Here is a 24,694-nt window from a genome sequence, read left to right as displayed (position 1 = left end):
CCCGTCGTTCATCACTCGTGTCCGCACACGCGTGCCCGGACACACCGTCGTATCCGCACATCCGTACGCGCACTGAGAGGGGGAGGCGGCCGCAGTGACCAACATTCCCGAGACCGGCCGGAACTCACGGGTCCAGATCCGGCTCGTCGTCATCCAGGTCCTCGTCCTCTCCCTGCTGCTCACCCTCGGCGGACGCCTGTGGTACCTCCAGATCCGTGAGGGCGCGGCGTACGCCAAGGAGGCGTCGGGGAACCACGTCCAGCAGGTCGTCCAGCCGGCCGTCCGCGGCGCCATCCTGGACGCGCGCGGCGTGGCCCTCGCCGACAACGAGACGCGACTGGTCGTCTCCGCCTCGCGCACCGACCTGCTGAAGATGCCGGACGACGGCAAGCAAGTCCTCACCAAGCTCGCCGGAGTCCTGGGCATGACGCCCAAGGAGGTCCAGGAGAAGGTCCGGCTGTGCGACGCCGAGACGCCGCAGCCCTGCTGGAACGGCTCGCCGTACCAGCCCATCCCCATCACCGACGAGGCCACCCCCAAGCAGGCCCTCCAGATCCGCGAGCGCGCCGAGGACTTCCCCGGCATCACCGCCGAGCCCGAGGCCGTGCGCCGCTACCCGAGCCCGGGCAAGGCCAACACCGCCCAGGTCCTCGGCTACCTCTCGCCGGTCACCGACGAGGAGATCAAGAAGGCGCAGAACACCAACTCGCCGTATCTGCGCTCCGACCAGGTCGGCCGCTCCGGCCTGGAGCGCCAGTACGACAAGCAGCTGCGCGGCAAGGCCGGCGTCACGCGCTACGAGGTCGACAACCTCGGCCGCGTCATCGGCCAGGCCGAGGCCGACCCGGCCCACCCCGGCGACAACCTCGTCACCAGCATCGACGCGCGCGTCCAGCGGATCGCCGAGTACGAGCTGAACGAGGCCATGAAGCAGGCCCGCAAGGAGCACGACCGCAACACGGGCACGAACTACAAGGCAGACTCCGGCGCCGTCGTCGTCATGGAGGCCAAGACCGGCCGCGTCGTCGCCATGGCATCCAACCCGACGTACGACCCGAACGCCTGGGTGGGCGGCATCTCCGCCAAGGACTACACGCGGCTCACCGGCAAGAGCTCCAACTACCCGCTGCTCAACCGCGCGATCCAGGGCCAGTCGGCGCCCGGCTCCATCTTCAAGGTCATCCCGACGGCCGCCGCGGTCAACGCGGGCTACTCCTTCAACGGCCCCTACCAGTGCTCCAGCTCGTACTCGATCGGCGGCCAGGTCTTCAAGAACTTCGAGTCCAAGGGATACGGCCCGATCAGCCTCGGCCGCGCCCTGGAGGTCTCCTGCGACACGGTCTTCTACCGGCTCTCCCACGAGGAGTGGAAGAGGGACGGCGGCACCAAGCCGAAGAAGAACGCCAACGACTGGTTCTACAAGACCGCCCACCAGTTCGGCCTCGGCAAGGAGACCGGCATCGACCTGCCCAACGAGGTCACCGGCCGCGTCCCGGACCGTCAGTGGAAGCTGGACTACTGGAAGGCCAACAAGGACGCCTGGTGCCGCACCGGCAAGCGCAACGGCAGCTACGCCGAGAAGATCGCCTACGAGAACTGCCTCGAAGGCAACCGCATGCGCGCCGGTGACTCCGTCAACTACTCCATCGGCCAGGGCGACACCCTCGTCACGCCGATCCAGATGGCCACGATCTACGGAGCCATCTCCAACGGCGGCACGATGTACACCCCCTCGGTCGGCAAGGCCGTCATCAGCGCAGACGGCAAGACGGTCACACCGATCAAGCCCCAGGCGCACGGCAAGCTTCCGATGACGCAGAAGACGCGCGACGAGATAGACGAAGCCCTCGCGGGAGTCGCCACCCGCGGTACGGCCGCCTGGCGGTTCGGCGGCTGGCCGCAGGACAAGATCCCGATGCACGCCAAGACGGGTACGGCGGAGGTCTACGGCAAGCAGACCACCTCCTGGTTCGCCACGTACACCAAGGACTACACGGTCGTCATGACGATCTCCCAGGGTGGTACGGGCTCCGGAGCCTCCGGCCCGGCGGTCCGCAACATCTACAACGCGCTGTACGGCGTCTCTCCGGACGGCGACATCGACCCGAAGAAGGCGCTGCTGCCCACCCCGCAGAAGGCCCTGCCGAAGGTCAAGACGGACGGCACCATCGCCTCCCCGAAGGTCCCCGAGGACCCGGCCAAGGACCAACAGGCGAACAAGAAGGACCCGAACGCCCCGGCCGACCCGCTCCAGCCGGCGACGGCGCCCCCGCCGACGCCGCAGAACCGTGACACCCGAAGGCGCCGGCGCCGGCGGGGAAGCCGGAGGTTGCCGACATGACCGGCGGTGTGAACAGCTTCCAGGTCTCCGGCTACGGCCCCGAGCGCTCCGGCTGGACCCGGCTCCTCGCCCGTGACTCGGTGGCGCGGCGGCTCGACTGGCCGATCCTGCTGTCGGCGACGGCCCTGTCGCTGCTCGGCACGCTCCTCGTCTACTCGGCGACCCGCAACCGCACGGAGCTCAACCAGGGCGACCCGTACTACTTCCTCGTCCGGCACCTGCTGAACACCGGTATCGGCCTCGCCCTGATGGCCGGCACGATCTGGCTCGGCCACCGCGGCCTGCGCACGGCCGTGCCGGTCCTGTACGGCCTCTCGGTCCTGCTGATCCTGCTGGTGCTCACCCCGCTCGGCTCCACGATCAACGGCGCCCACTCGTGGATCAAGCTGCCCGGCGGCTTCTCCCTCCAGCCCTCGGAGTTCGTGAAGGTCACGATCATCCTGGGCATGGCGATGCTGCTGGCGGCCAGAGTCGACGCGGGCGACAGGCAGTACCCCGACCACCGCACGGTCATGCAGGCGCTGGGCCTGGCCGCCGTGCCCATGGTGATCGTGATGCTCATGCCCGACCTCGGGTCGGTCATGGTGATGGTCATCATCGTGCTCGGCGTGCTGCTCGCCTCCGGCGCCACCAACCGGTGGGTGTTCGGGCTGCTCGGCGCGGGCGCCATCGGCGCGGTCACCGTCTGGCAGATCGGGGTGCTCGACGACTACCAGATCGCCCGCTTCGCGGCCTTCGCCAACCCCGAGCTCGACCCGGCCGGCGTCGGCTACAACACCAACCAGGCCCGCATCGCCATCGGCTCCGGCGGCCTGACCGGCTCCGGCCTCTTCCACGGCTCGCAGACCACCGGACAGTTCGTGCCCGAGCAGCAGACGGACTTCGTCTTCACCGTGGCGGGAGAGGAGCTCGGCTTCCTCGGCGGCGGCCTGATCATCCTGTTGCTCGGCATCGTCCTGTGGCGGGCCTGCCGTATCGCCCGGGAGACCACCGACCTGTACGGCACGATCGTGGCCGCAGGCATCGTCGCCTGGTTCGCCTTCCAGACGTTCGAGAACATCGGCATGACGCTCGGCATCATGCCGGTCACCGGCCTGCCGCTGCCGTTCGTGTCGTACGGCGGTTCGTCGATGTTCGCCGTGTGGATAGCGGTCGGTCTCTTGCAGTCGATCCGGGTACAGCGCCCGATGTCGGCCTGACCACAGCGCGGGGCGGCCCCCTGCCGCCCCGCGCCCGCGCCGACTAGATTCGGCCCATGGCGGACACCAAGCGCGAAATCGAGCGGAAGTACGAATCCGAGGACAGCGGTATTCCCGACCTGACCGGTGTCGCCGGGGTCGCGGCCGTGCTCGACAAGGGCGTCGCCCACCTCGACGCCACCTACTACGACACCGCCGACGAACGCCTCGCCGCGTCGTCCGTCACCCTGCGCCGCCGCACCGGCGGCTCGGACGCGGGCTGGCATCTGAAGTTCCCCGTCGCCCCCGGCGTCCGCGACGAGATCCGCGCCCCGCTCTCCGACACCCTCCCGGACACCCTCGCCGGACTCGTCCGCTCCCGCGTCCGCGGAGGCGAACTGCTGCCCGTCGTCCGGCTGCGCTCCGACCGCGACGTACGCCACCTCGTCGACGCCGACGGCCGGCTGCTCGCCGAGGTCAGCGTCGACGCCGTACGGGCCGACCGGCTCACGGGCGGCGGCGGTGAAGCGCAGTGGACGGAGATAGAGGTGGAGCTCGCCGAAGGGGGAGACCCGGCCTTCCTCGACAAGGTGGAGAAGCGGCTGCGCAAGGCGGGCGTACGGCCGTCGGCCTCGGCGTCGAAACTGGCGCGGGCCCTGGCGGAGACGGCGCCGCACCAGCAGCGCGCGTCCGTCTCCGCAGGGGAACCGGTGACCGCCGCAGACCACGTCCTGGCGTACCTGCGCGCGCAGCGGGACGCCCTCGTCGAGCTCGACCCGGCCGTGCGGCGGGACGCCGAGGACTCCGTGCACAGCATGCGCGTGGCCACCCGGCGGCTGCGCAGCACCTTCAAGTCGTACGGCGAGGTCCTCGACCGGACAGTCACCGACCCGGTCGGTGACGAGCTGAAGTGGCTGGCCGGTGAGCTGGGCCTGGACCGGGACCGCGAGGTGCTGACCGAACGGCTGACGGCGGCCCTCGCCGAGGTGCCGGCCAGCCTGGTCCGCGGCCCGGTCGAAGAGCGGCTGCACACCTGGGCGAGCGCCGAGCAGGGCGGCGCCCGCGGCCGGCTCATCGGCGTCCTGGACTCCCGCCGCTACCTCACCCTGCTCGACGCACTGGATGCGCTGATCGCCGACCCGCCACTGCGGAAGGCGGCCGGCAAGAAGCCCCACAAGCGGATCGCCAAGGCCGTGAAGAAGGACTTCCGCAAGGTCGCCGAGCTGGTCGAGCGGGCCGTGGAACTGGAGCCCGGCACCGACCGCGATGTCGCGATCCACGAGGCCCGCAAGAAGACCAAGCGCGCCCGCTACGCGGCGGAGGCCGCCCGACCGGCCCTCGGCAAACCGGCCCAGGCCCTGGGCAAGTCCATGAAATCGCTCCAGAACCTGCTCGGCGAGCACCAGGACAGCGTGATGGCCCGGCAGGCGCTGCGCGAGCTGTCGGCGGTCGCCCACGCGGCCGGGGAGAGCGACTTCACCTACGGCCTGCTCCACGAGCGCGAGGAGCAGCGGGCGGTGCGCGTGGAGCGGGAGCTGCCCGGATTCTGGGACGGGATCAAGGGCGGGGCGGCGGGCCTGTGATCTCCCGCTGATCTTCCGCGCGTACGAAGGTTCGGCCCGGTCGCGTTAGTCTGGATGGTCACCCTGTCCGTTCAGTCCAGCTCACGAAGGTGCGCGACATGCCTGCCGAAGTCGCTGCGTCGGTGTTCCCGCAGCTCGAAGCTCTGCTCCCGCATGTGCAGAAGCCGATCCAGTACGTCGGCGGAGAACTCAACTCCACGGTCAAGGACTGGGACTCCTGTGACGTCCGCTGGGCGCTCATGTACCCGGACGCCTACGAGGTCGGCCTGCCCAACCAGGGCGTCATGATCCTCTACGAGGTGCTCAACGAGCAGCAGGGCGTCCTCGCCGAGCGCACCTACAGCGTGTGGCCGGACCTCGAGGAGCTGATGCGGGAGCACGGCGTCCCGCAGTTCACGGTGGACAGCCACCGGCCCGTGAAGGCCTTCGACGTGCTGGGCCTGTCCTTCTCCACGGAGCTGGGCTACACGAACATGCTGGCGGCCCTGGACCTCTCCGGGATTCCCCTGGAGGCCAAGGACCGCGGCCTGGACGACCCGATCGTCATGGCCGGCGGCCACGCCGCGTTCAACCCCGAGCCGATCGCGGACTTCATCGACTGCGCGGTGATCGGCGACGGCGAGCAGGCCGTCCTGGAGGTCACCGCGATCATCCGCGCCTGGAAGGCGGAGGGCCGCCCCGGCGGCCGCGAGGAGCTCCTGTTCCGCCTGGCGAAGACGGGCGGGGTGTACGTACCCGGCTTCTACGACGTCGAGTACCTGCCGGACGGCCGTATCGCCCGAGTCGTGCCGAAGCGCAGCGGTGTCCCGTGGCGCGTCTCCAAGCACACGGTGATGGACCTCGACGAGTGGCCCTACCCCAAGCAGCCCCTGGTCCCGCTGGCGGAGACGGTCCACGAGCGCATGTCGGTGGAGATCTTCCGCGGCTGCACCCGCGGCTGCCGTTTCTGCCAGGCCGGCATGATCACCCGCCCGGTCCGCGAACGCTCCATCACGGGCATCGGCGACATGGTCGAGCAGGGCCTGAAGTCGACGGGCTTCGAGGAGGTGGGCCTGCTGTCCCTCTCCTCGGCGGACCACTCGGAGATCGGCGACATCGCCAAGGGCCTCGCGGACCGCTACGAGGAAGACAAGATCGGTCTCTCCCTCCCGTCCACCCGCGTGGACGCCTTCAACATCGACCTGGCGAACGAACTCACGCGCAACGGCCGCCGCTCCGGCCTCACCTTCGCCCCCGAGGGCGGCTCCGAGCGCATCCGCAAGGTCATCAACAAGATGGTCTCGGAAGAGGACCTGATCAGGACCGTCGCGACGGCGTACGGCAACGGCTGGCGTCAGGTGAAGCTGTACTTCATGTGCGGCCTGCCGACGGAGACCGACGACGACGTCCTCCAGATCGCCGACATGGCGACGAAGGTCATCGCCAAGGGCCGCGAGGTGTCGAAGTCCAACGACATCCGCTGCACGGTCTCGATCGGCGGCTTCGTCCCCAAGCCCCACACCCCCTTCCAGTGGGCCCCGCAGCTGTCGGCGGAGGAGACGGACGCCCGCCTGGAGAAGCTGCGGAACAAGATCCGCGGCGACAAGAAGTACGGCCGCTCCATCGGCTTCCGCTACCACGACGGCAAGCCCGGCATCGTCGAGGGCCTGCTGTCCCGCGGCGACCGCCGCATCGGAGCCGTCATCCGCGCGGTCTACGACGACGGCGGCCGCTTCGACGGCTGGCGCGAGCACTTCTCGTACGACCGCTGGATGCGGTGCGCCGAGAAGGCGCTGGCCCCCTTCGGCGTCGACGTCGACTGGTACACGACCCGCGAGCGGACGTACGAGGAGGTCCTCCCCTGGGACCACCTGGACTCCGGTCTCGACAAGGACTGGCTCTGGGAGGACTGGCAGGACGCCCTCGACGAGACGGAGGTCGAGGACTGCCGCTGGACGCCGTGCTTCGACTGCGGGGTCTGCCCGCAGATGGACACCCAGATCCAGATCGGCCCGACGGGGAAGAAGCTGCTGCCCCTGACGGTCAAGAACGCGGCACCGGCGCCGAGCGGTCACGCGCACTGAAGATCGTCCGACCGTCACCAATCCCTCTCGTGTTACTGGGAGCCCCCTCCGTTCTGGAGGGGGGCTTCTCGACCCTCGCCGCGCTCTGCGAGGTACTCGAGTGCCGGCCGGCGGACCTGCTGGGAGGCGGACGGGACCGCCGACCGGACAATGCCCTGATGGAGAACATCAGCATCCGCCCGGCTCGGTCCGGCGAACTGGCGGCCGTGGCGGCCCTGCGATGGGACTGGCTCGTCGAGAACGGCGGCGAGGCCCTCGGTGAACGCGCCGAATTCCTACGGCACTTCGTCGAGTAGGCCCGGGACAACGCCGGTTCGCATCGGTGCATGGTGGTCGTGCGTGACGATGACGTGGTCATCGGTATGGCCTGGCTGGCGGTGGTGCAGCGGGTCCCCACGCCGCGGGCGCCGCGGCGGGCCTCAGGCGATCTCCAGTGCGTGTACGTCGTACCCGAGGCGCGCGACGGCGGGCTGGGCGGGCGGCTCATCCGGGCGGTTCTGGACGGGGACCGGGAGCTCGGGCTGGAGCGGGTGACCGTGCACTCGAGCCCGCGGGCGATTCCCGCCTACGCCCGGTGCGGCTTCCAGGAGTCGCCCCGGCTGCTGCAGGCGCGGGTCGCGGGCGCGTGAGCCGTATGATCATGACGCCAGGTGGAGGATCTGCGGAAGAACGGGGCGGGGCTGTGCGGTGCTGGATCCGGACGGGGTGCTGAGGCGTCTACGACGGTATGGATCTGGAGAAGCCGGCCCGAGTGGGCTCCGAGACGCGCGTCGATCTGGGGAAACGGGTGCCCGAACCGTCCGCGCCGCCGGTGCGTGAGGCGGCGCCCGAGGGGTGCCTCTCCGTCGCGATCCGGATTCCCGTGCGGATCGTCGTGCTCGTGCTGGTCGTCCCCGTGCGGATGGTGTGGGACGCGCTCGTCGTCGCCGGGCGGTTCCTGAACGACGTGCTGCTGCGGCCGCTGGGCCGGGCACTGCTGTGGCTCGGGCGGGCGGTGTTCGTCTGGCCCTTCGTGGGGCTGTGGCGGTATGTCGTCGTGCCGGTGGCTAAGGCGCTCGGGTGGCTCGGGAACGTGCTCCTCGTCGTGCCTGTGGTGTGGCTCTACCGGTACGTGCTGACGCCGGTGGGACACGCGATCGCATGGGTCGCCACACAGGTCGCCAAGGGCGTCGGGACCGCGCTCGGCTGGGTGTACTCGTACCTGCTCGCGCCGGTCGGGCGGGCCGTGATGTGGGTGCTGAGGGGGCTCGGCGCCGTGCTCGCCGCGGTCGGGATCGGCGTGTACACGGTCGTGGCGTGGCTCGCCCGGTATCTGGTCGTCGTACCCGCCGTGTGGCTGTACACGTGGGTGCTCGCGCCCGTCGGGCGGGCGATCGTCTGGTGCGGCAAGGGGCTCGTGTGGCTGGTGAGCATGGTCGTCACCGGCATCGGGACAGGCCTCTACTGGATCGCCCGGATCCTGCTCGTCCTGCCCGCCCTCGCCCTCTGGCGCTGGGTCCTCGCCCCGGTCGGGCGGGTCCTCGCGGTCATCGGGCGGGAGGTCCTGGACGCCCTCGGGCACGCGTGGCGGATCGCCGGGCACATCTCGCTCGCCGTCGGACGGTTCCTCGCGACGCTCTTCCGGTGGATCTTCGTCGAGCCGGTGCGGTGGGTGTACCGGAGCGTGCTGACGCCCGTGGGGCACGTCGTGCGGGACACCGTCCTGCGGCCCGCCGCCGAGGCCGCCCGCAGTGTGGGACGGGCCACGCGGCAGGCGCTGGCCTCCGCCCGGGAGTCCGTACGGCAGGCGCGCGCCGACTTCCGGCGGATGCTCTTCGGCGAGCCGGTGCAGCCGCAGCCGGTCGACCTCGGGGAACCTTCGGGCCGCGAGGCACGTACTCTTGGTAGTAGTACGACCGCTCTCACGAAGGACTGAACGACACTGGGCAAGCGACAGCCCGAAGGCCCGCCGCCCGCACCCGCGGTGCAGCGCATCCGACTGCGCTACACCAAGCGCGGCCGCCTCCGGTTCACCAGCCACCGTGACTTCCAGCGCGCCTTCGAGCGTGCGTTGCGCCGTGCCGAGGTACCGATGGCGTACTCGGCGGGGTTCACACCGCACCCGAAGGTGTCGTACGCCAATGCCGCACCCACCGGCACGGGCAGTGAGGCGGAGTACCTGGAGATCGCGCTCACCGAGGCGCGCGACCCGGAGCAGCTCAGGATCCTTCTCGACGAGTCGCTGCCCGCCGGGCTCGACATCATCGAGGCGGTCGAGGCCCTCACCTCGGGCCTCGCCGACCGGCTGACGGCTTCCGTGTGGGAGCTGCGGCTGGACGGCGTGTCGCCGGAGGACGCCCGCCGAGCGGCGGACGCCTTCAACGCGGCCGAGACCGTCGAGGTCCAGCGCCTCGCGAAGAACGGGGTGCGCACCTTCGACGCCCGCTCCGCCGTCGCGAGCCTGGAGATCCGCGACCTCACGGAAACGCACGGTTCGCAGGCTGATAGGCCGACCGACCAGCCCTGTGCGATACTGCGGCTGGTTGTTCGGCACGTGACGCCTGCCGTACGACCCGACGACGTCCTGTCCGGTCTTAGCGCCGTGGCCGACCTGGCGCCGCCGGTCCCCGCAGCGGTGACCAGGCTGGCGCAGGGGCTGTTCGATGAAGAGACCGGCACGGTGACCGACCCGCTCGCGCCCGACCGCGAGGCAGCGGAGGCCCGCTCAACGGCCGAACCGCCTGCCGCCGCGACGGCGTCGGCGTAAGGAAGGTTCCGCGTAGGGACGGACGTCGTAGCGCCGCCCTGGGACTCGGGAGCCACCTGGGTCGGGCAGCGCACCGACCACAAGACTTTCGCCAGGCCGTACGCATTCGGCGTACGGAACCGGCGAGACAGGACACAGAGAGCTCCCGTGCGGCGCCCGCGCCCCGGACGGCGGCGACGCGCACAGCGCGAGCCGCGGACGTCACCGGCACAGCCGGACCAGGTGCGGCGCCCGGGAGCCTGACGGGAGAAAAGCCCGCATGCTCGGACCGACCGAACCCACAGAGTCCGCCACGGACTCCGAACAGAACACTCCCAGCGACACCCTGCCGCCCCGCCGGCGGCGCCGTGCCGCGTCCCGGCCGGCGGGTCCGCCCGTCGGCGCCCCCTCCGACGTTCCTGTGGAGACCGTCACGCCGGCCATACCGGTCGCGGAGCCCGACGACCTGGCGGCCGACGCCGTGGAGGCCGACGAGGTCGAGGAGACCGCCGCGGCGGCCCAGGAGACCTCCGAGGCTCCCGAGAGCGCCGAGGAGGCCGCGCCTGCCGCTCCCAAGCGGCGCCGCGTGGTCCGCCGTGCTGCCGCGCCCGCCGGGGCTCCCGCGTCCGCGGAGAGCGCCGAGACCGTGGTGCCGGTGACCGCCGCTGCCCCGGCCGCCTCCGAGGCGTCGGAGCAGGCCGAGGCCCCCGCCGCGTCCGCCGAGGTGTCCGAGGACGCCGCTCCCCGGCGCACCCGGCGTCGTGCGACGCGCACGGTGACCTCGCCTGCTGCGGCTCCGGCGGAGGCGGTGGAGACGGCGGCGCCGGCTGCCGCCGCACAGGCCGAGCCGAGTGCCCCCGAGTCCGCCACGGCCGGTGGGACCGCTGACGGTGCCGAGACCGCGGAGGCCGCCGAGGAGGCTGCTCCGCGTCGGACTCGGCGGCGTGCCGAACGACGGGTGACCGCGCCCGTCGCAGCGCCTTCCGCCGCGGATGCGGCGGAAGGAACCGCCGACGCGGGCCGGTCCGGCTCCGTCGCTTCGACCGACGCGCCCGCCGAGGCCGTCGCCGCCGTGTCCGGTGGGCCCGCCGAGGCCCCCGCCGGCTCGCCCGCCGAGGAGGCGAAGGCACCTGTGACCGATTCCCCTGCCGCCGAGTCCGACGGAGCCTCCGAGGCCGCCGCCCAGGCTTCCGAGCCCGCCGAGGACGCCGCTCCGCGGCGCCGACGCCGGGTCGCCCGCCGGGCCGCCAGTGGTTTCGCCGAGCCCGCGCAGTCCTCGCGGGCCTCCCGGGGCTCGAAGTCCGCACGGGCCGCCGCCGGTGCCGAGGCCGCCGGTGAGGACGAGACGTCGGCGCGGCCCGCGCGGCCCGCTGTCGCCCTGTTCCAGGCGCCCGTGTTCACCGAGCCCCAGTTCCAGACGCCGGAGCGGGCCGCTGCCGCAGCCGCCGCCGAGGCGGCCGAGGCCGAGGAGCCAGAGGAGGCGGAGGAGGCGGAGGAGTCCGCGCCGGCCGAGGTGCGCGAGGAGCAGCCCGGCGGGTCGCGCCGCCGGCGTCGTCGCCGGGGTTCCGCAGACGAGCCCGAGGCCCAGGACACCGCGGCCCCCGCTGCCGAGAGCGCCGCCGACGAGGCGGAGGAGCCCGAGGAGTCCCCCGAGGGCGAGGACCAGGACGACGCCGAGGGGACCGGCTCGCGCCGCCGCCGTCGCCGGGGCGGCCGCCGCCGTCGGCGTGGCGAGTCCGCCGAGACCGACGCCGAGGGCGGCGAGGACACGGACGCCGAGTCCGAGCAGGTCGCCGCCGCACAGGCCGCGCAGGACGCCGAGGACACCGCGGAGCAGGCCGAGGAGGACCAGGAGGAGTCCGACGAGGCCGCCGACCATGACGAGTCGGCCGGCGGCGGCTCCACCAGCAGCCGCCGGCGCCGTCGCCGCCGTCGCCGGGCCGGTGACACCGCGCCCGAGGCCGAGCCCACCGACGACGACCCGGAGCGCACGGTCGTCAAGGTCCGTGAGCCCCGCCCCAAGGCCGAGCCGTCCGACGAGGTGCAGTCCATCAAGGGCTCGACCCGTCTGGAGGCCAAGAAGCAGCGCCGCCGGGAGGGCCGCGAGCAGGGCCGCCGGCGCGTCCCGATCATCACCGAGGCCGAGTTCCTGGCCCGGCGCGAGGCCGTCGACCGCGTGATGGTCGTCCGGCAGCACGGCGACCGTACGCAGATCGGCGTCCTGGAGGACGGCGTGCTCGTCGAGCACTACGTCAACAAGGAGCAGTCGACCTCGTACGTCGGCAACGTCTACCTCGGCAAGGTGCAGAACGTGCTGCCGTCGATGGAGGCCGCCTTCATCGACATCGGCAAGGGCCGCAACGCGGTGCTGTACGCCGGTGAGGTCAACTTCGAGGCGCTCGGCATGGCCAACGGGCCGCGGCGCATCGAGTCCGCCCTGAAGTCCGGGCAGTCCGTGCTCGTCCAGGTGACCAAGGACCCCATCGGGCACAAGGGCGCCCGCCTGACCAGCCAGGTCTCCCTCCCCGGGCGCTACCTCGTGTACGTGCCCGAGGGCTCCATGACCGGCATCAGCCGCAAGCTGCCCGACACCGAGCGGGCGCGGCTGAAGACGATCCTCAAGAAGATCGTCCCCGAGGACGCGGGCGTCATCGTGCGCACCGCCGCCGAGGGCGCGAGCGAGGACGAGCTGCGCCGGGACGTCGAGCGGCTCCAGGGGCAGTGGGAGGACATCCAGAAGAAGGCCAAGAACGGCAACGCCCCGACGCTGCTGTACGGCGAGCCGGACATGACCGTCCGGGTCGTGCGCGACATCTTCAACGAGGACTTCTCCAAGGTCGTCGTCAGCGGGAGCGACGCGTGGGAGACCATCCACGGGTACGTCTCGCACGTCGCGCCGGACCTCGCCGAGCGGCTGACGAAGTGGACCTCCGAGGTCGACGTCTTCGCCACGTACCGGATCGACGAGCAGCTCGCCAAGGCCCTCGACCGCAAGGTGTGGCTGCCCAGCGGCGGCTCGCTGGTGATCGACCGGACCGAGGCGATGGTCGTCGTCGACGTCAACACCGGCAAGTTCACCGGCCAGGGCGGCAACCTCGAGGAGACCGTCACCAGGAACAACCTGGAGGCGGCCGAGGAGATCGTGCGCCAGCTACGGCTGCGCGACCTCGGCGGCATCATCGTCATCGACTTCATCGACATGGTGCTGGAGTCCAACCGGGACCTGGTGCTGCGGCGCCTGCTCGAATGCCTGGGCCGGGACCGTACGAAGCACCAGGTCGCCGAGGTGACCTCGCTGGGCCTCGTGCAGATGACCCGCAAGCGGGTCGGGCAGGGGCTCCTTGAGTCCTTCTCCGAGACCTGCGTCCACTGCAACGGGCGCGGTGTCATCGTGCACATGGAGCAGCCGACCACCTCCGGCGGAGGCGGCGGCAAGCGCAAGAAGCGTGCGCGCGCCGGTGCCGCCGAGCAGCCGCACGTGCACGAGGCGGCCGTCGAGGCCATCGAGACCGTGGAGGAGGAGGCGGAGACCGAGGCCGAGATCGGTGCCGAGATCGCCGAGCCGATCGCGCTGCCCGAGCCGGCCTTCGAGCCCGACGAGGAGCTGTACAGCAGCGCCGCCGAGGCTGAGGCCGCGGCCGGCCGCGGCCGGCCGCGACGCCGGGCGAGCCGGCGGGCGTCGGCTCCGGCGGGTGCGCCGCGCGGTGAGACGGCGGAGCCGAAGGCCAGGCGGGACGTGAAGGCCGAGCAGGCCGAGGCGGAGGTGCCGACGGCTCAGGACGTGACCGCCGCCGAGGAGGTCGCCCGTCCGGTGCAGCCGGAGCCGGCCGCCGAGGCGCACGCCGAGCCGATGGCCGTCGAGGACCCGGTCGTCGAGGCCCCGGCCGCCGAGGAGGCCGCGCCCAAGGGCCGTGGCCGCCGGCGGGCGACGCGCAAGGTGTCCGCGCCGGCCGGTTCCCCGGCGGGGGCGGAGGCGACCGTGGTGACGGTGTCGGAGACCGCGCCCGCCGCGCCCGAGGCCGCTGAGGCGCCCGAGCAGGCCGAGCAGCCCGCGGCGGCTGCCGAGGCGGCGGTTGCCGAGGCGCCCGCCGAGAGCGCCGCCCCGGCCCGTCCGCGGCGCCGTGCCGTGCGCAAGCCCACCGTGTCCACCGCGTCCGAGGAGGCGGCCGTCGTGGTCGTCCCGTCGGCCGCGTCCGAGGAGGCCCCCGAGGCTGCCGCGGCTGAAGGCGCCGCCACGGAGGAGGCCGCCGAGGAGCCGGCCCCGGCCAAGAAGACGGCCCGCAAGACGGCCAAGAAGGCCACGGCGAAGAAGGCCGCCACCAAGAAGACCGCGGCGAAGAAGACCGCGGCCAAGAAGACGACGGCGAAGAAGGCGGCGGCGAAGACGACCAAGACCGCCGCCAAGAAGACCACGTCGAAGAAGACCGTCGCGGCGGAGCAGTCCCGCTCCTCCGTCTCGGCCTCCACCGACGAGGACTGACCGCCTCGACGTCCGCCGGGGCGTGCGCGAACCTGCGTACGCCCCGGCGGACGCGACCGGCGTGACCGGTCGCACAGGCGGCGGGCCCGGCTCGGTTTGACCCTCTTGGCCGCGGCCCCGTAACCTTGACCGTCGGCGTGTCGAATGACGCGTCACATCCCCGTAAACCTCATCCTCCGGGCGCCGGGCGCCCAGGAGAGGCCGCTCTTTGTGTCGGGCGGCTGGCCTGCGGGGGTGCCGTTTCCCCGAGCGAGAGAGTGAGTCCGCGTGTACGCCATCGTGCGCAGCGGTGGTCGCCAGCACAAGGTTGCTGTCGGCGACATCGTTGAGGTTGACAAGATTTCCACTGCCAAGGTTGGCGACACGGTCGAGCTCTCGACCCTGCTCGTTGTCGACGGCGACGCCGTGACCAGCGACCCGTGGGTGCTGGCCGGCATCAAGGTCCAGGCCGAGGTCGTGGACCACCACAAGGGCCAGAAGATCGACATTCTGCGCTACAAGAACAAGACCGGTTACCGCCGTCGTCAGGGCCACCGCCAGCAGTACACGGCGATCAAGGTCACTGAGATCCCCGCGGCTGCGAAGTAAGGGACTGAGGAGAGATGGCACACAAGAAGGGCGCATCGTCCACCCGTAACGGTCGTGACTCCAACGCTCAGCGCCTCGGCGTGAAGCGCTTCGGCGGTCAGGTCGTCAACGCGGGTGAGATCCTGGTCCGTCAGCGCGGCACCCACTTCCACCCGGGCGCCGGTGTCGGCCGTGGCGGCGACGACACGCTGTTCGCCCTCCAGGCCGGTTCGGTGCAGTTCGGCACCCACCGTGGCCGCAAGGTCGTGAACATCGTTCCGGTCGCCTGACCGGAAGCTTTCGCGAGGCGGACCTCACTTCCCTCACGGGAAGCGGGTCCGCCTTTCGCGTGTTACGCAGAGAACAACCCCGTACAACCCGTACACAACGGCCGTACATCACTGGAGGCACCCACCATGACCACCTTCGTGGACCGCGTCGAGCTGCATGTCGCCGCGGGTAACGGAGGTCACGGCTGTGCCTCCGTCCACCGTGAGAAGTTCAAGCCGCTGGGCGGACCCGACGGCGGCAACGGCGGTCGCGGCGGGGACGTGATCCTCACCGTCGACCAGTCCGTCACCACGCTCCTCGACTACCACCACTCCCCGCACCGCAAGGCCACGGCCGGCAAGCCCGGCGAGGGCGGCAACCGCTCCGGCAAGGACGGACAGGACCTCGTCCTGCCGGTGCCGGACGGCACGGTGGTGCTCGACAAGGCGGGCAACGTCCTCGCCGACCTGGTCGGGCACGGCACGTCGTACGTCGCCGCGCAGGGCGGCCGGGGCGGGCTCGGCAACGCGGCGCTGGCGTCCGCGCGGCGCAAGGCGCCCGGGTTCGCGCTGCTCGGCGAGCCGGGAGACCTGCGGGAAATCGTCCTGGAGCTGAAGACGGTCGCCGACGTGGCGCTCGTCGGGTATCCGAGCGCCGGCAAGTCGTCCCTGATCTCGGTGCTGAGCGCCGCCAAGCCGAAGATCGCCGACTACCCGTTCACCACGCTCGTGCCGAACCTCGGTGTCGTCACGGCCGGCTCGACGGTGTACACGATCGCCGACGTGCCCGGGCTGATCCCGGGAGCCAGCCAGGGCAAGGGCCTGGGCCTGGAGTTCCTGCGGCACGTGGAGCGGTGCAGTGTGCTCGTGCAGGTCCTGGACACCGCCACGCTGGAGTCGGAGCGCGACCCGGTCTCCGACCTCGACGTCATCGAGGAGGAGCTGCGGCAGTACGGCGGCCTGGACAACCGTCCGCGGATCGTCGTCCTGAACAAGATCGACGTACCGGACGGCAAGGACCTGGCCGAGATGGTGCGGCCCGACCTGGAGGCGCGCGGGTACCGCGTGTTCGAGGTGTCGGCCGTGGCGCACATCGGTCTGAAGGAGCTGTCGTACGCGCTCGCGGAGCTCGTGGCGCAGGCGCGGGCGGCGAAGCCGAAGGAAGAGGCCACGCGGATCGTGATCCGGCCCAAGGCCGTGGACGACACCGGCTTCACGGTGACGCGCGAGGCCGACGGGCTGTACCGGGTGCGCGGGGAGAAGCCCGAGCGCTGGGTGCGGCAGACGGACTTCAACAACGACGAGGCGGTCGGCTACCTCGCGGACCGGCTCAACCGGCTCGGGGTCGAAGAGGAGCTGATGAAGGCCGGGGCCCGGGGCGGTGACGGTGTCGCCATCGGTCCCGAGGAGAACGCCGTGGTCTTCGACTGGGAGCCGTCCGTGATGGCCGGGGCCGAAATGCTCGGCCGACGCGGTGAGGACCACCGGTTGGAGGAGGCGCGACCGGCCGCGCAGCGCCGCAGGGACCGGCAGGCCGAGCGGGACGAGGCGCAGCGGGAGTTCGACGACTTCGAGCCGTTCTGAGTTGACGCGAAGCAAATTCGCGGCGGACCACAGGGCAACCAAGTCGTTCCCCGATGAGTCGTACCGGGCAGCGCGGATGAGGATCTTGGTCCTCTCCGTGCGGCAACTGCCCAGCGGATCAACGGAGTTGACGTGCCCCAGTCCAGGAGCAAGCGGAGCATCGGCCGAGGAGTCGCGGTGGCCGTCGCGGTCGTCGCAGCGGTCACCACCCCGGCGGTCGCCCACGCCGACGCCCCCGCCACCCCGGCCGCCTCGAAGCTCCACGACGACTTCAACGGCGACGGCTACCAGGACCTGGCCGTCGCCGCCCCGCGCGGCAAGGTCAACGGCAAGGTCCGCGCCGGGTACGTGGCCGTCGTGTACGGCTCGGCCAAGGGTATCGACCTCACCCGCAAGCAGGTCATCAGCCAGGACACGCCGGGCATACCCGGTGCCGCCGAGGCCGAGGACCACTACGGCGACGGTCTCGCCGCCGGTGACCTGGACGGCGACGGCTGTGCCGACCTGGTCGTGGGCGCGCAGGGCGAGGACGTCGGGGACGTCGTCAGCGCCGGCACGCTCGCCGTGCTGTGGGGCGGACCGAAGGGCCTGTCCGGCGGTACGGCCGTGGCCACCGGCACCGAGGAGGACCGCCTCGACCCGCTGCACCAGGCGCTCGGCGACTTCAACGGCGACGGCAGTCCCGACCTCGCCACCGGCAACCGGCTGCTGTACGGGCCGTTCGACCGCACCACGGGCGCCGCGAGCAGCCACACCCTCGCCTTCGAGGCCGAGTACTTCACGGACGACGTAGCCGCCGGCGACATCGACCAGGACGGCATCACGGACCTGGTCGCGCTCATCCACGACCGCAACAACGACGACATGCACGACCCCGACTACAAGCACCGCCGCGCGGTCTACCTGCGCGGCACCCCGGACGGCCTGAGCGCCCCCGCCTCGCTGGACAACCCCGACGGCACGCGCATGCGCGGCGGCGAGAGCCTCGGCATCGGCGACGTGGACAAGGACGGGTACGCCGACCTCGTGATCGGTCGCCCGAACGACGGCTTCGGCGAAGTCCCACTCGACGACCCGCTGCTGAAGGGCGGTCAGATCGGCGTGGTGCACGGCTCGGCCGACGGCCCCGACACCTCCCGTACGACGATCATCACGCAGGACACCCCCTATGTGCCCGGCAGTTCGGAGTGGGCCGACGGGTTCGGCGGGGGCATCTCCGTCGCCGACGTCAACGCCGACGGCTACGCGGACGTCTCCACCGGCAGCGCGAGCGAGGACCTCGGGGACGTGTACGCGGCCGGCCAGGTCACCGTCCTGCGTGGCGGCAAGTCCGGGCTGACCGGCAACGGCGCCGTGTCCATGAGCCAGAACACCGCGAACGTCCCGGGCACGGCGGAGCGACACGACTTCTTCGGCGCCGAGACAAAGCTGCTCGACGTGAGCGGCGACGGCCGGGCCGAGCTGTTCGTCGGCGCCACCGGCGAGAACCGGGACGGGGGAGTCTGGGCGTTCCCCAACCCGGTCAACGCTCCCGCCGCCACCGGCTCGGTCAGCTTCGGCGCGGGCACCCTCGGCACCGTCGCGGACGGCTCCGCCCTCGGCGCGGGTTTCGCCCGGTGACCGAGGCGGTTTCCGCCCGGTCATCACCCGATGATCAATAGCTGATCATCTGTCAGACCCACCCCGGCAACGGCTTGTTCCGATGCTGCGGTGGGTCTCCTTTTGTCTGCTTAGTTGTCATGTACGTGAACCCCGGCGTTCAGCGGGCGGACCGCCCGCGAGCGTGAAGCTTCCCAGTGTCCAAGTGGCCAGCGAGGTAAGGGAGTCAGCCGATGACCGGAGCAGTATCCCCCGACCGACGCCGCTTTCTGACCGCCGGTGCCGCGGTCCTCGGTGCCGCGGCCTCCGCCCAGCTGTGGCTTCCGGCCACCGCCCACGGGGCCGAGACACCGCTGCCCGACGGCGTGTTCAGCCTCGGCGTCGCCTCCGGAGACCCGCTGCCGGACGGCATCGTGCTGTGGACCCGGCTCGCCCCGGACCCGCTGAACGGCGGCGGTATGCCCGACCGGGTGGTGCCGGTGGAGTGGCAGCTCGCGGAGGACTCCCGGTTCAGAAAGCTCGTCCGCCGCGGCACCGCCCAGGCCCGACCCGAGTACGGGCACAGCGTTCACGTGGACGTACGCGGGCTGCGCCCGGACCGTACGTACTGGTACCGCTTCCGCACCAGCGGGCAGCTCTCGCCCGTCGGCCGCACCCGCACCGCGCCCCACCCCTACAGCTCCGGTGGCTCCCTGCGCATGGCGCTGGCCTCCTGCCAGAACTGGCAGCACGGCTATTTCACGCCGTACGCCGACATGCTCGACCAGGACCCGGACGTCGTGGTGTTCGTCGGCGACTACATCTACGAGTCCACGCCGTCGGCGACGGGCGTGCGACGCCACGAGGGGAGCGGTGAGCCGTTCAGCCTCGCCCAGTACCGCAACCGGTACGCGCAGTACCGCACCGACGCGGCCCTCGCGGAGATGCACGCGAACGCGCCGTTCGTAGTCACCTTCGACGACCACGAGGTGGACAACGACTTCGCCGGCGAGATCCCGCAGGACCCGGACAAGCAGCCGCACGACGCGTTCGTGGCCCGGCTGACCGCGGCCTACCAGGCGTTCTACGAGCACATGCCGGTCCGTGCGACCGCCGTGCCCACGGGTCCGCACATCCGGATGTACCGCCGCCTGGAGTTCGGCCGCCTGGCCCGCCTCAATGTCCTGGACACCCGGCAGTACCGCAGCGACCAGGCCACCAGCCAGGCCGGTGCCCAGGACCCGTCGCTGACCATGCTGGGCGCGCGGCAGAAGCAGTGGCTGCTGAACGGGCTGCAGGACTCGCCGGCCCGCTGGAACCTGATCGCCTCCCAGATCATGATGGCCGAGACGGACCTCAAGGTCGGCGAGGGCAAGCTCTGGTTCTACGACGCCTGGGACGGCTACCAGGCCGAACGCAACCGGTTCCTCCAGGAGTTCAAGCAGGTCCGCAACCCCGTCGTGCTGTCCGGTGACCGGCACCTGACGATGATCAGCGACCTCAAGGAGGACTACGCCGACCCGGACTCCGCGGTCGTCGGCGCCGAGTTCGTCGGCACCTCCATCTCCAGCAACGGCGACCAGGACCAGGCGGCCTTCCGCAGGGAGTGGGACCCGCGGCGCCCGGACAACCCGCACTGGAAGCTGCTCGACGCCCACCGCGGATACCACCTCTTCGACGTCCGCCGCGACGGCATCGACGCGCAGGTGAGGGTGGTCGACACCGTACGGCAGCCGTCGGCGACGCCGAGCACGCTGGCCAAGCTGCGGGTCGAGGCCGGCCGGCCCGGAGTCGAGGTGGTCTGACCCGGCCCCTGACACACGCATGAGCCCGGTACTCCTCGGAGTGCCGGGCTCTTCGTCGTACGAGACGGGCCAGCCGTGTGAGAAGTCCGACCCGGGCTCGCCGCGTATTGCTCGCGCCGAGACCGAAATGCTGCGGAATCTTGATCAGGAATTCCGCGGCAATGAACGGCCGGGCGAGCCGTATTCGCGGCCGGGTCTATGAAGAACCCGTGCAGCCCCACGCCCCGGGACGTGAAGATCCGCACGCCACGGCTCTGGAGCCCGCCCCGGCGCGCGGCGGAGCCGGTACGCGGGGCCCTGTCAAAGCGCGTACCGTGCACCGGACATCGTCACAACGTCCAAGGAACTCGTGAAGGTCCTCGGTCACCGCCGTCCCGAGCTGCTCCGATGTCGCTGAGCTTCTGTGGAGTTACTCACAGCGCATTTCCCCGGGGCCCGCGCGACCGTCTCACCAATCACCAGGAGTGGGAGGTGAATGACAGGTTGCGCGCACATATGCGGCAGAGGTCGCTCACCTTGCACTGCGGTAACCACAAGTGGGACCATTTCCAAGTTCCCTGTCGCCCCAAGGTAGGTCACCTGTGTCCCAGCACATAGCCAAGCCCCGTACCACCGCAGTGATCCTGGCCGGTGGCACCGGTCAGCGCGTGGGTCTGTCGATCCCCAAGCAGCTGCTGAAGATCGCCGGCAAGGCAGTCATCGAGCACACGCTGACCACTTTCGAGAACGCCGACTCGATCGACGACATCATCGTGCTGATGGCGCCGGGCTATGTGCCCGATATTGAGAAGATTGTCGCGAAGGCCGGATTCAAGAAGGTCTCGAGGATCATCGAGGGCGGCTCCACGCGGAACGAGACCACCGAGCGCGCCATCTCCGCCCTGGGCGAGGGCCTCGCCGAGGGCGAGGACGTCAACGTCCTCTTCCATGACGCCGTGCGCCCCCTGCTGTCGCAGCGCGTCATCGACGACTGCGTCACCGCGCTGGAGCGCTACCAGGCCGTCGACGTGGCCATTCCCTCCGCCGACACCATCATCGTCACGCGTACGCACGGCGACGACGGCGAGTTCATCACCGAGATCCCGGACCGCTCCCGGCTGCGCCGCGGCCAGACGCCGCAGGCCTTCAAGCTGTCCACGATCAAGCGGGCCTACGAGGTCGCCGCCGGCGACCCCAACTTCCAGGCCACCGACGACTGCTCCGTCGTGCTCAAGTACCTGCCGGACGTGCCGATCCACGTCGTCGCGGGTGACGAGTACAACATGAAGGTCACCCAGCCCGTCGACGTCTTCATCGCCGACAAGCTCTTCCAGCTCGCCTCCACGGCCGCGCCCGAGCAGGTCTCCGAAGAGGCCTACCGCGAGCTGCTGACCGGCAAGACGGTCGTCGTCTTCGGCGGCTCCTACGGCATCGGCAAGGACATCGCGGAGCTCGCCGAGTCCTACGGCGCCAAGGTCTACGCGCTGGGCCGCTCCACCACCGGCACCCACGTGGAGAACCCGGAGGAGGTCGACGACGCCCTGTCCAAGGCGTACGCCGAGACCGGTCGCATCGACTACGTGGTGAACACCGCGGGCGTGCTGCGCATCGGCAAGCTCGCCGAGACCGACAACGCCACCATCGAGGAGGCGCTGAAGGTCAACTACCTGGCCCCGGTGCAGATCGCCCGTTCGTCTTACAAGTACCTGTCCGAGACCAAGGGCCAGTTGCTGCTGTACACCTCCAGCAGCTACACCCGGGGCCGCGCCGAGTACAGCCTGTACTCCTCGACCAAGGCCGCCATGGTGAACCTCACCCAGGCCCTGTCCGACGAGTGGGCCGGCGACGGCGTCCGCGTCAACTGCATCAACCCCGAGCGCACCGCCACCCCTATGCGCACCAAGGCCTTCGGCCAGGAGCCCTCGGGCAGCCTGCTGTCCTCCGAGGCCGTGGCCCGCACCTCGCTGGACGTGCTGCTGTCCGAGCTGACCGGCCACGTCATCGACGTCCGCCAGCAGGACCCGACCGCCGGTGCGGCCCGTGCCTCCGGCTTCGAGCAGGCGCTGGCCTCGGTGCTGGACCGGCAGGACGGCGTGTAATAATTGGCGCCAAATAGACTTCAGTAATTCAGGCCTCTGCGCCCTCCTGTTAACGCGGTTCGTCAACAGGGGTGTTCGCAGGGGCCTGAATCCATCCAGTCCCGCGAATATTCACAGACCAGCCGCATTCTCGAAACAAGACCGGCACACCCCTCCCAAGAGCAGGTTTCTCCGTGATATCCACCGCTATTCGCGTCGCCCGGGTGGGCAGCGCGGCCGAGCTGGCCGCGGCGGTCCTCATGGTGGCGGGCTTCCCCGCCCTCATGCTGGCCGCGCTCGTCCCGAGCGTCCCCGCCTTCGCGGCAGCGGCCGCCGTGACGTACCTGGCGGACCACTATCTGCACCGCAAGGGCAGCTACCTGATCAACCGCCTCGGCAAGGTCCGGGCCGGCCTGTCGATCCGCTTCCTGATCCGGGAGCTGCTGCTCATCCTGCTGCTGGCCCGGCTGTCCTACGCGGACAACCTGATCTACTACGGGGCGATCGCCTGCTTCATCGCCTTCTACGGTCTCCAGGCCCCGCACGGCGCGCTGGTCCAGCTGATCCGCAACCGCCGCCGCATGCCGGTCGCCACCCGCAACGTCGACCTGAAGTCCCGCATCCGCATCCCGGACGCCCCGCCGCGCCGGCTGCTGCACCGCTCCGCCGAGAAGATGCTGCACCTCGACCTCTTCGCGGTCGCCGGCATCCTGCTCGCCGCGCAGGTGAAGTCGGCCCTCGTCGGCTTCGTCGGCATCGGCATCACGGTGGCCGTCGCCTCCCTGTACGTCCTGGCGCTCATGCCCTACGTGCGCGGCCGGAAGATCCCGCCGAACGCCGAGAAGGTGCTGGCCGCCGTCGACGACTGGCTGGGCGAGTACAAGCCGGAGACGGTCCTGTACTTCTCCGGTTCGAAGGACTCCGCGTACCAGGTCAACATGTGGCTGGACACCATGGAGAACCTGGACTCCAGGCCGCTGATCATCCTGCGTGAGCGGGCCATCCTGAACAACCTGGCGCCGACCACGGTCCCCGTCATCTGCGTGCCCGGAGGGGTGCACCTGATGAACATGGACCTGTCCACGGTGCGGGTCGCGCTCTACGCGGCGAACGTCGGCAAGAACATCCACATGCTGCGCGTGCCCACCATGAAGCACGTCTTCATCGGCCACGGCGACAGCGACAAGCTCGCCAGCGTCAACCCGTTCAGCAAGGTCTACGACGAGGTGTGGACGGCCGGCCGCGCGGGCCGCGACCGCTACGCCATCGCCGACGTCGGTGTCCGCGACGACGACATCGTCGAGGTCGGCCGCCCGCAGCTCGCCCCGATCCAGACCTGGCAGGGCGTCCCCGAGGGCCCCCGCGGCGGAGCCACTGATGGACGCTGCCCGACCGTGCTGTACGCCCCCACCTGGGAGGGCTGGGACGACAACCCCGGCAACACCTCGATCCTGCTGGCCGGCGAGAACATCGTGCGCAGGCTGATCACGGCCGACCCGCCGGTCCGCGTCCTGTACAAGCCGCACCCGTTCACCGGCACGCGCAGCAAGGAGGCCAAGGCCGCCCACCAGCGCATCACCGCCCTGGTCCGGAAGGCCGCCGCCGAGCGCGCCGCCGACTCGCGCTTCGTCACCGACAGCGCCGCCCAGGCGCAGGCCAAGACCGAGCTGGCCCGGATCGAGGCCCGGATCGCCCAGCTGGTCGGCACCGGCGGCGACAAGGGCCGCGACGAGGCCGAGGCCACCCGTGACGGTCAGGTCGACATCGCCCGGCACGAGGAGGTCGCCCGGCTGCGCGCCGAGTGGAACGACGCCTACTGGCGTTCCTTGCCCGCCTGGGAGCACCGCGTCATCACCGGCGCCGAGCCGCGGCTGTACGACTGCTTCAACGTCTCCGACGCGATGGTCTCCGACATCTCCAGCGTGGTCTCCGACTTCATCGCGAGCGGCAAGCCGTACGCGGTCACCGACTCCGCGGAGGTGGGCGTCGAGGAGTTCAAGCGGAACAACACGGCGGTGCGTGCCGCGGTGATCCTGTCCAACAGCGCGGCCGAGCTGGGCGAGCTGCTCGGCGCGGTGCGCGACCCGGCCGCCGACCCGCTGGCCGAGGACCGCAAGGAGCTCAAGCAGTACCTGCTGGGCCCGGACGAGCCGGCCTCCATCGACCAGTTCAACACCGCGGTCGCGAACCTCGCGATCAAGGCCGAGACGCGCAACGTCGGCCAGGAGTCACGGATCGCGGCCGCCACCGCCGAGACGGAACTGGCGAATGCCGTGCCCGGGCAGCGGGTGTCCTCCGCCGGTGACACGGACGGCGTCGGCACGGGCTGAACCGCCGCCGCCCGCTTCAGAGTTCGGCCCCCGAGGAGCGTTCCTCGGGGGCCGAACTCTTTCTCGTTCCCGCTTCCTGTCGGTTCACCATGTGAGGTGACTCACTAATACGTGTGTTTGAGGCAACCGCTTGT

The 24,694-nt window shown here is 70.9% G+C and carries 16 protein-coding genes; all 16 read left to right on the top strand.

Features of this window, described 5'->3' with window-relative positions; all coding sequences use genetic code 11:
• The first annotated feature begins 94 nt into the window (after positions 1–94).
• A complete protein-coding gene (gene mrdA / locus PV963_RS15310) occupies positions 95–2,341 on the top strand; it encodes a penicillin-binding protein 2 (RefSeq protein WP_274816270.1) in 2,247 nt (748 codons plus the stop codon).
• Positions 2,338–3,540, top strand: coding sequence for a rod shape-determining protein RodA (gene rodA / locus PV963_RS15305; protein ID WP_274816269.1), 1,203 nt, complete (start codon positions 2,338–2,340; stop codon positions 3,538–3,540). Before mrdA ends, rodA begins: the two co-directional genes overlap by 4 nt.
• A gap of 56 nt (positions 3,541–3,596) precedes the next feature.
• Positions 3,597–5,102, top strand: a complete 1,506-nt coding sequence (locus PV963_RS15300; protein WP_274816267.1) for a CYTH and CHAD domain-containing protein — start codon at positions 3,597–3,599, stop codon at positions 5,100–5,102.
• Positions 5,103–5,200: 98 nt separating this feature from the next.
• Entirely contained in the window at positions 5,201–7,165 is a 1,965-nt protein-coding gene (locus PV963_RS15295; protein ID WP_274816266.1) for a TIGR03960 family B12-binding radical SAM protein, read from the top strand.
• A gap of 158 nt (positions 7,166–7,323) precedes the next feature.
• Entirely contained in the window at positions 7,324–7,461 is a 138-nt protein-coding gene (locus tag PV963_RS15290; RefSeq protein WP_274816265.1) for a hypothetical protein, read from the top strand.
• 30 nt (positions 7,462–7,491) lie between these two features.
• The gene (locus tag PV963_RS15285; protein ID WP_274816264.1) at positions 7,492–7,794 is read left to right on the top strand and encodes a GNAT family N-acetyltransferase; all 303 of its coding nucleotides are present in this window, start codon (positions 7,492–7,494) and stop codon (positions 7,792–7,794) included.
• 98 nt (positions 7,795–7,892) lie between these two features.
• The gene (locus PV963_RS15280; RefSeq protein WP_274816263.1) at positions 7,893–9,080 is read left to right on the top strand and encodes a hypothetical protein; all 1,188 of its coding nucleotides are present in this window, start codon (positions 7,893–7,895) and stop codon (positions 9,078–9,080) included.
• Positions 9,081–9,128: 48 nt separating this feature from the next.
• Complete coding sequence (locus PV963_RS15275) at positions 9,129–9,911, top strand: TIGR03936 family radical SAM-associated protein (RefSeq protein ID WP_274816262.1); 783 nt, start codon at positions 9,129–9,131, stop codon at positions 9,909–9,911.
• A gap of 259 nt (positions 9,912–10,170) precedes the next feature.
• A complete protein-coding gene (locus PV963_RS15270; RefSeq protein ID WP_274816261.1) occupies positions 10,171–14,370 on the top strand; it encodes an Rne/Rng family ribonuclease in 4,200 nt (1,399 codons plus the stop codon).
• Between the two features lie 267 nt (positions 14,371–14,637).
• Positions 14,638–14,958: a 50S ribosomal protein L21 gene (gene rplU / locus PV963_RS15265; protein WP_004931419.1), complete on the top strand. Its 321-nt coding sequence runs from the start codon at positions 14,638–14,640 to the stop codon at positions 14,956–14,958.
• Positions 14,959–14,972: 14 nt separating this feature from the next.
• Positions 14,973–15,227 (top strand): 50S ribosomal protein L27, encoded by a 255-nt coding sequence (gene rpmA / locus PV963_RS15260; protein WP_010041940.1) that lies wholly within the window; start codon positions 14,973–14,975, stop codon positions 15,225–15,227.
• Between the two features lie 126 nt (positions 15,228–15,353).
• Positions 15,354–16,790, top strand: a complete 1,437-nt coding sequence (obgE, locus tag PV963_RS15255) for a GTPase ObgE (protein ID WP_274816257.1) — start codon at positions 15,354–15,356, stop codon at positions 16,788–16,790.
• Between the two features lie 132 nt (positions 16,791–16,922).
• Positions 16,923–18,410 carry an FG-GAP-like repeat-containing protein gene (locus PV963_RS15250; protein WP_274816256.1) on the top strand — a complete coding sequence of 496 codons (1,488 nt, stop codon included), beginning with the start codon at positions 16,923–16,925 and terminating at the stop codon, positions 18,408–18,410.
• Positions 18,411–18,622: 212 nt separating this feature from the next.
• The gene (locus PV963_RS15245) at positions 18,623–20,173 is read left to right on the top strand and encodes an alkaline phosphatase D family protein (RefSeq protein ID WP_274816255.1); all 1,551 of its coding nucleotides are present in this window, start codon (positions 18,623–18,625) and stop codon (positions 20,171–20,173) included.
• A gap of 581 nt (positions 20,174–20,754) precedes the next feature.
• Complete coding sequence (locus PV963_RS15240) at positions 20,755–22,251, top strand: bifunctional cytidylyltransferase/SDR family oxidoreductase (protein ID WP_274816254.1); 1,497 nt, start codon at positions 20,755–20,757, stop codon at positions 22,249–22,251.
• A 173-nt stretch (positions 22,252–22,424) separates the two neighbouring features.
• Positions 22,425–24,560 carry a hypothetical protein gene (locus PV963_RS15235; protein WP_274816253.1) on the top strand — a complete coding sequence of 712 codons (2,136 nt, stop codon included), beginning with the start codon at positions 22,425–22,427 and terminating at the stop codon, positions 24,558–24,560.
• The last annotated feature ends 134 nt before the right edge of the window (positions 24,561–24,694 follow it).

This window comes from Streptomyces coeruleorubidus (assembly GCF_028885415.1).
GTDB classification, from domain to species: Bacteria; Actinomycetota; Actinomycetes; order Streptomycetales; family Streptomycetaceae; genus Streptomyces; species Streptomyces coeruleorubidus_A.
The sequence above is the reverse complement of the archived record's forward strand: the minus strand, read 5'-3'. Positions and strand labels throughout refer to the sequence as shown.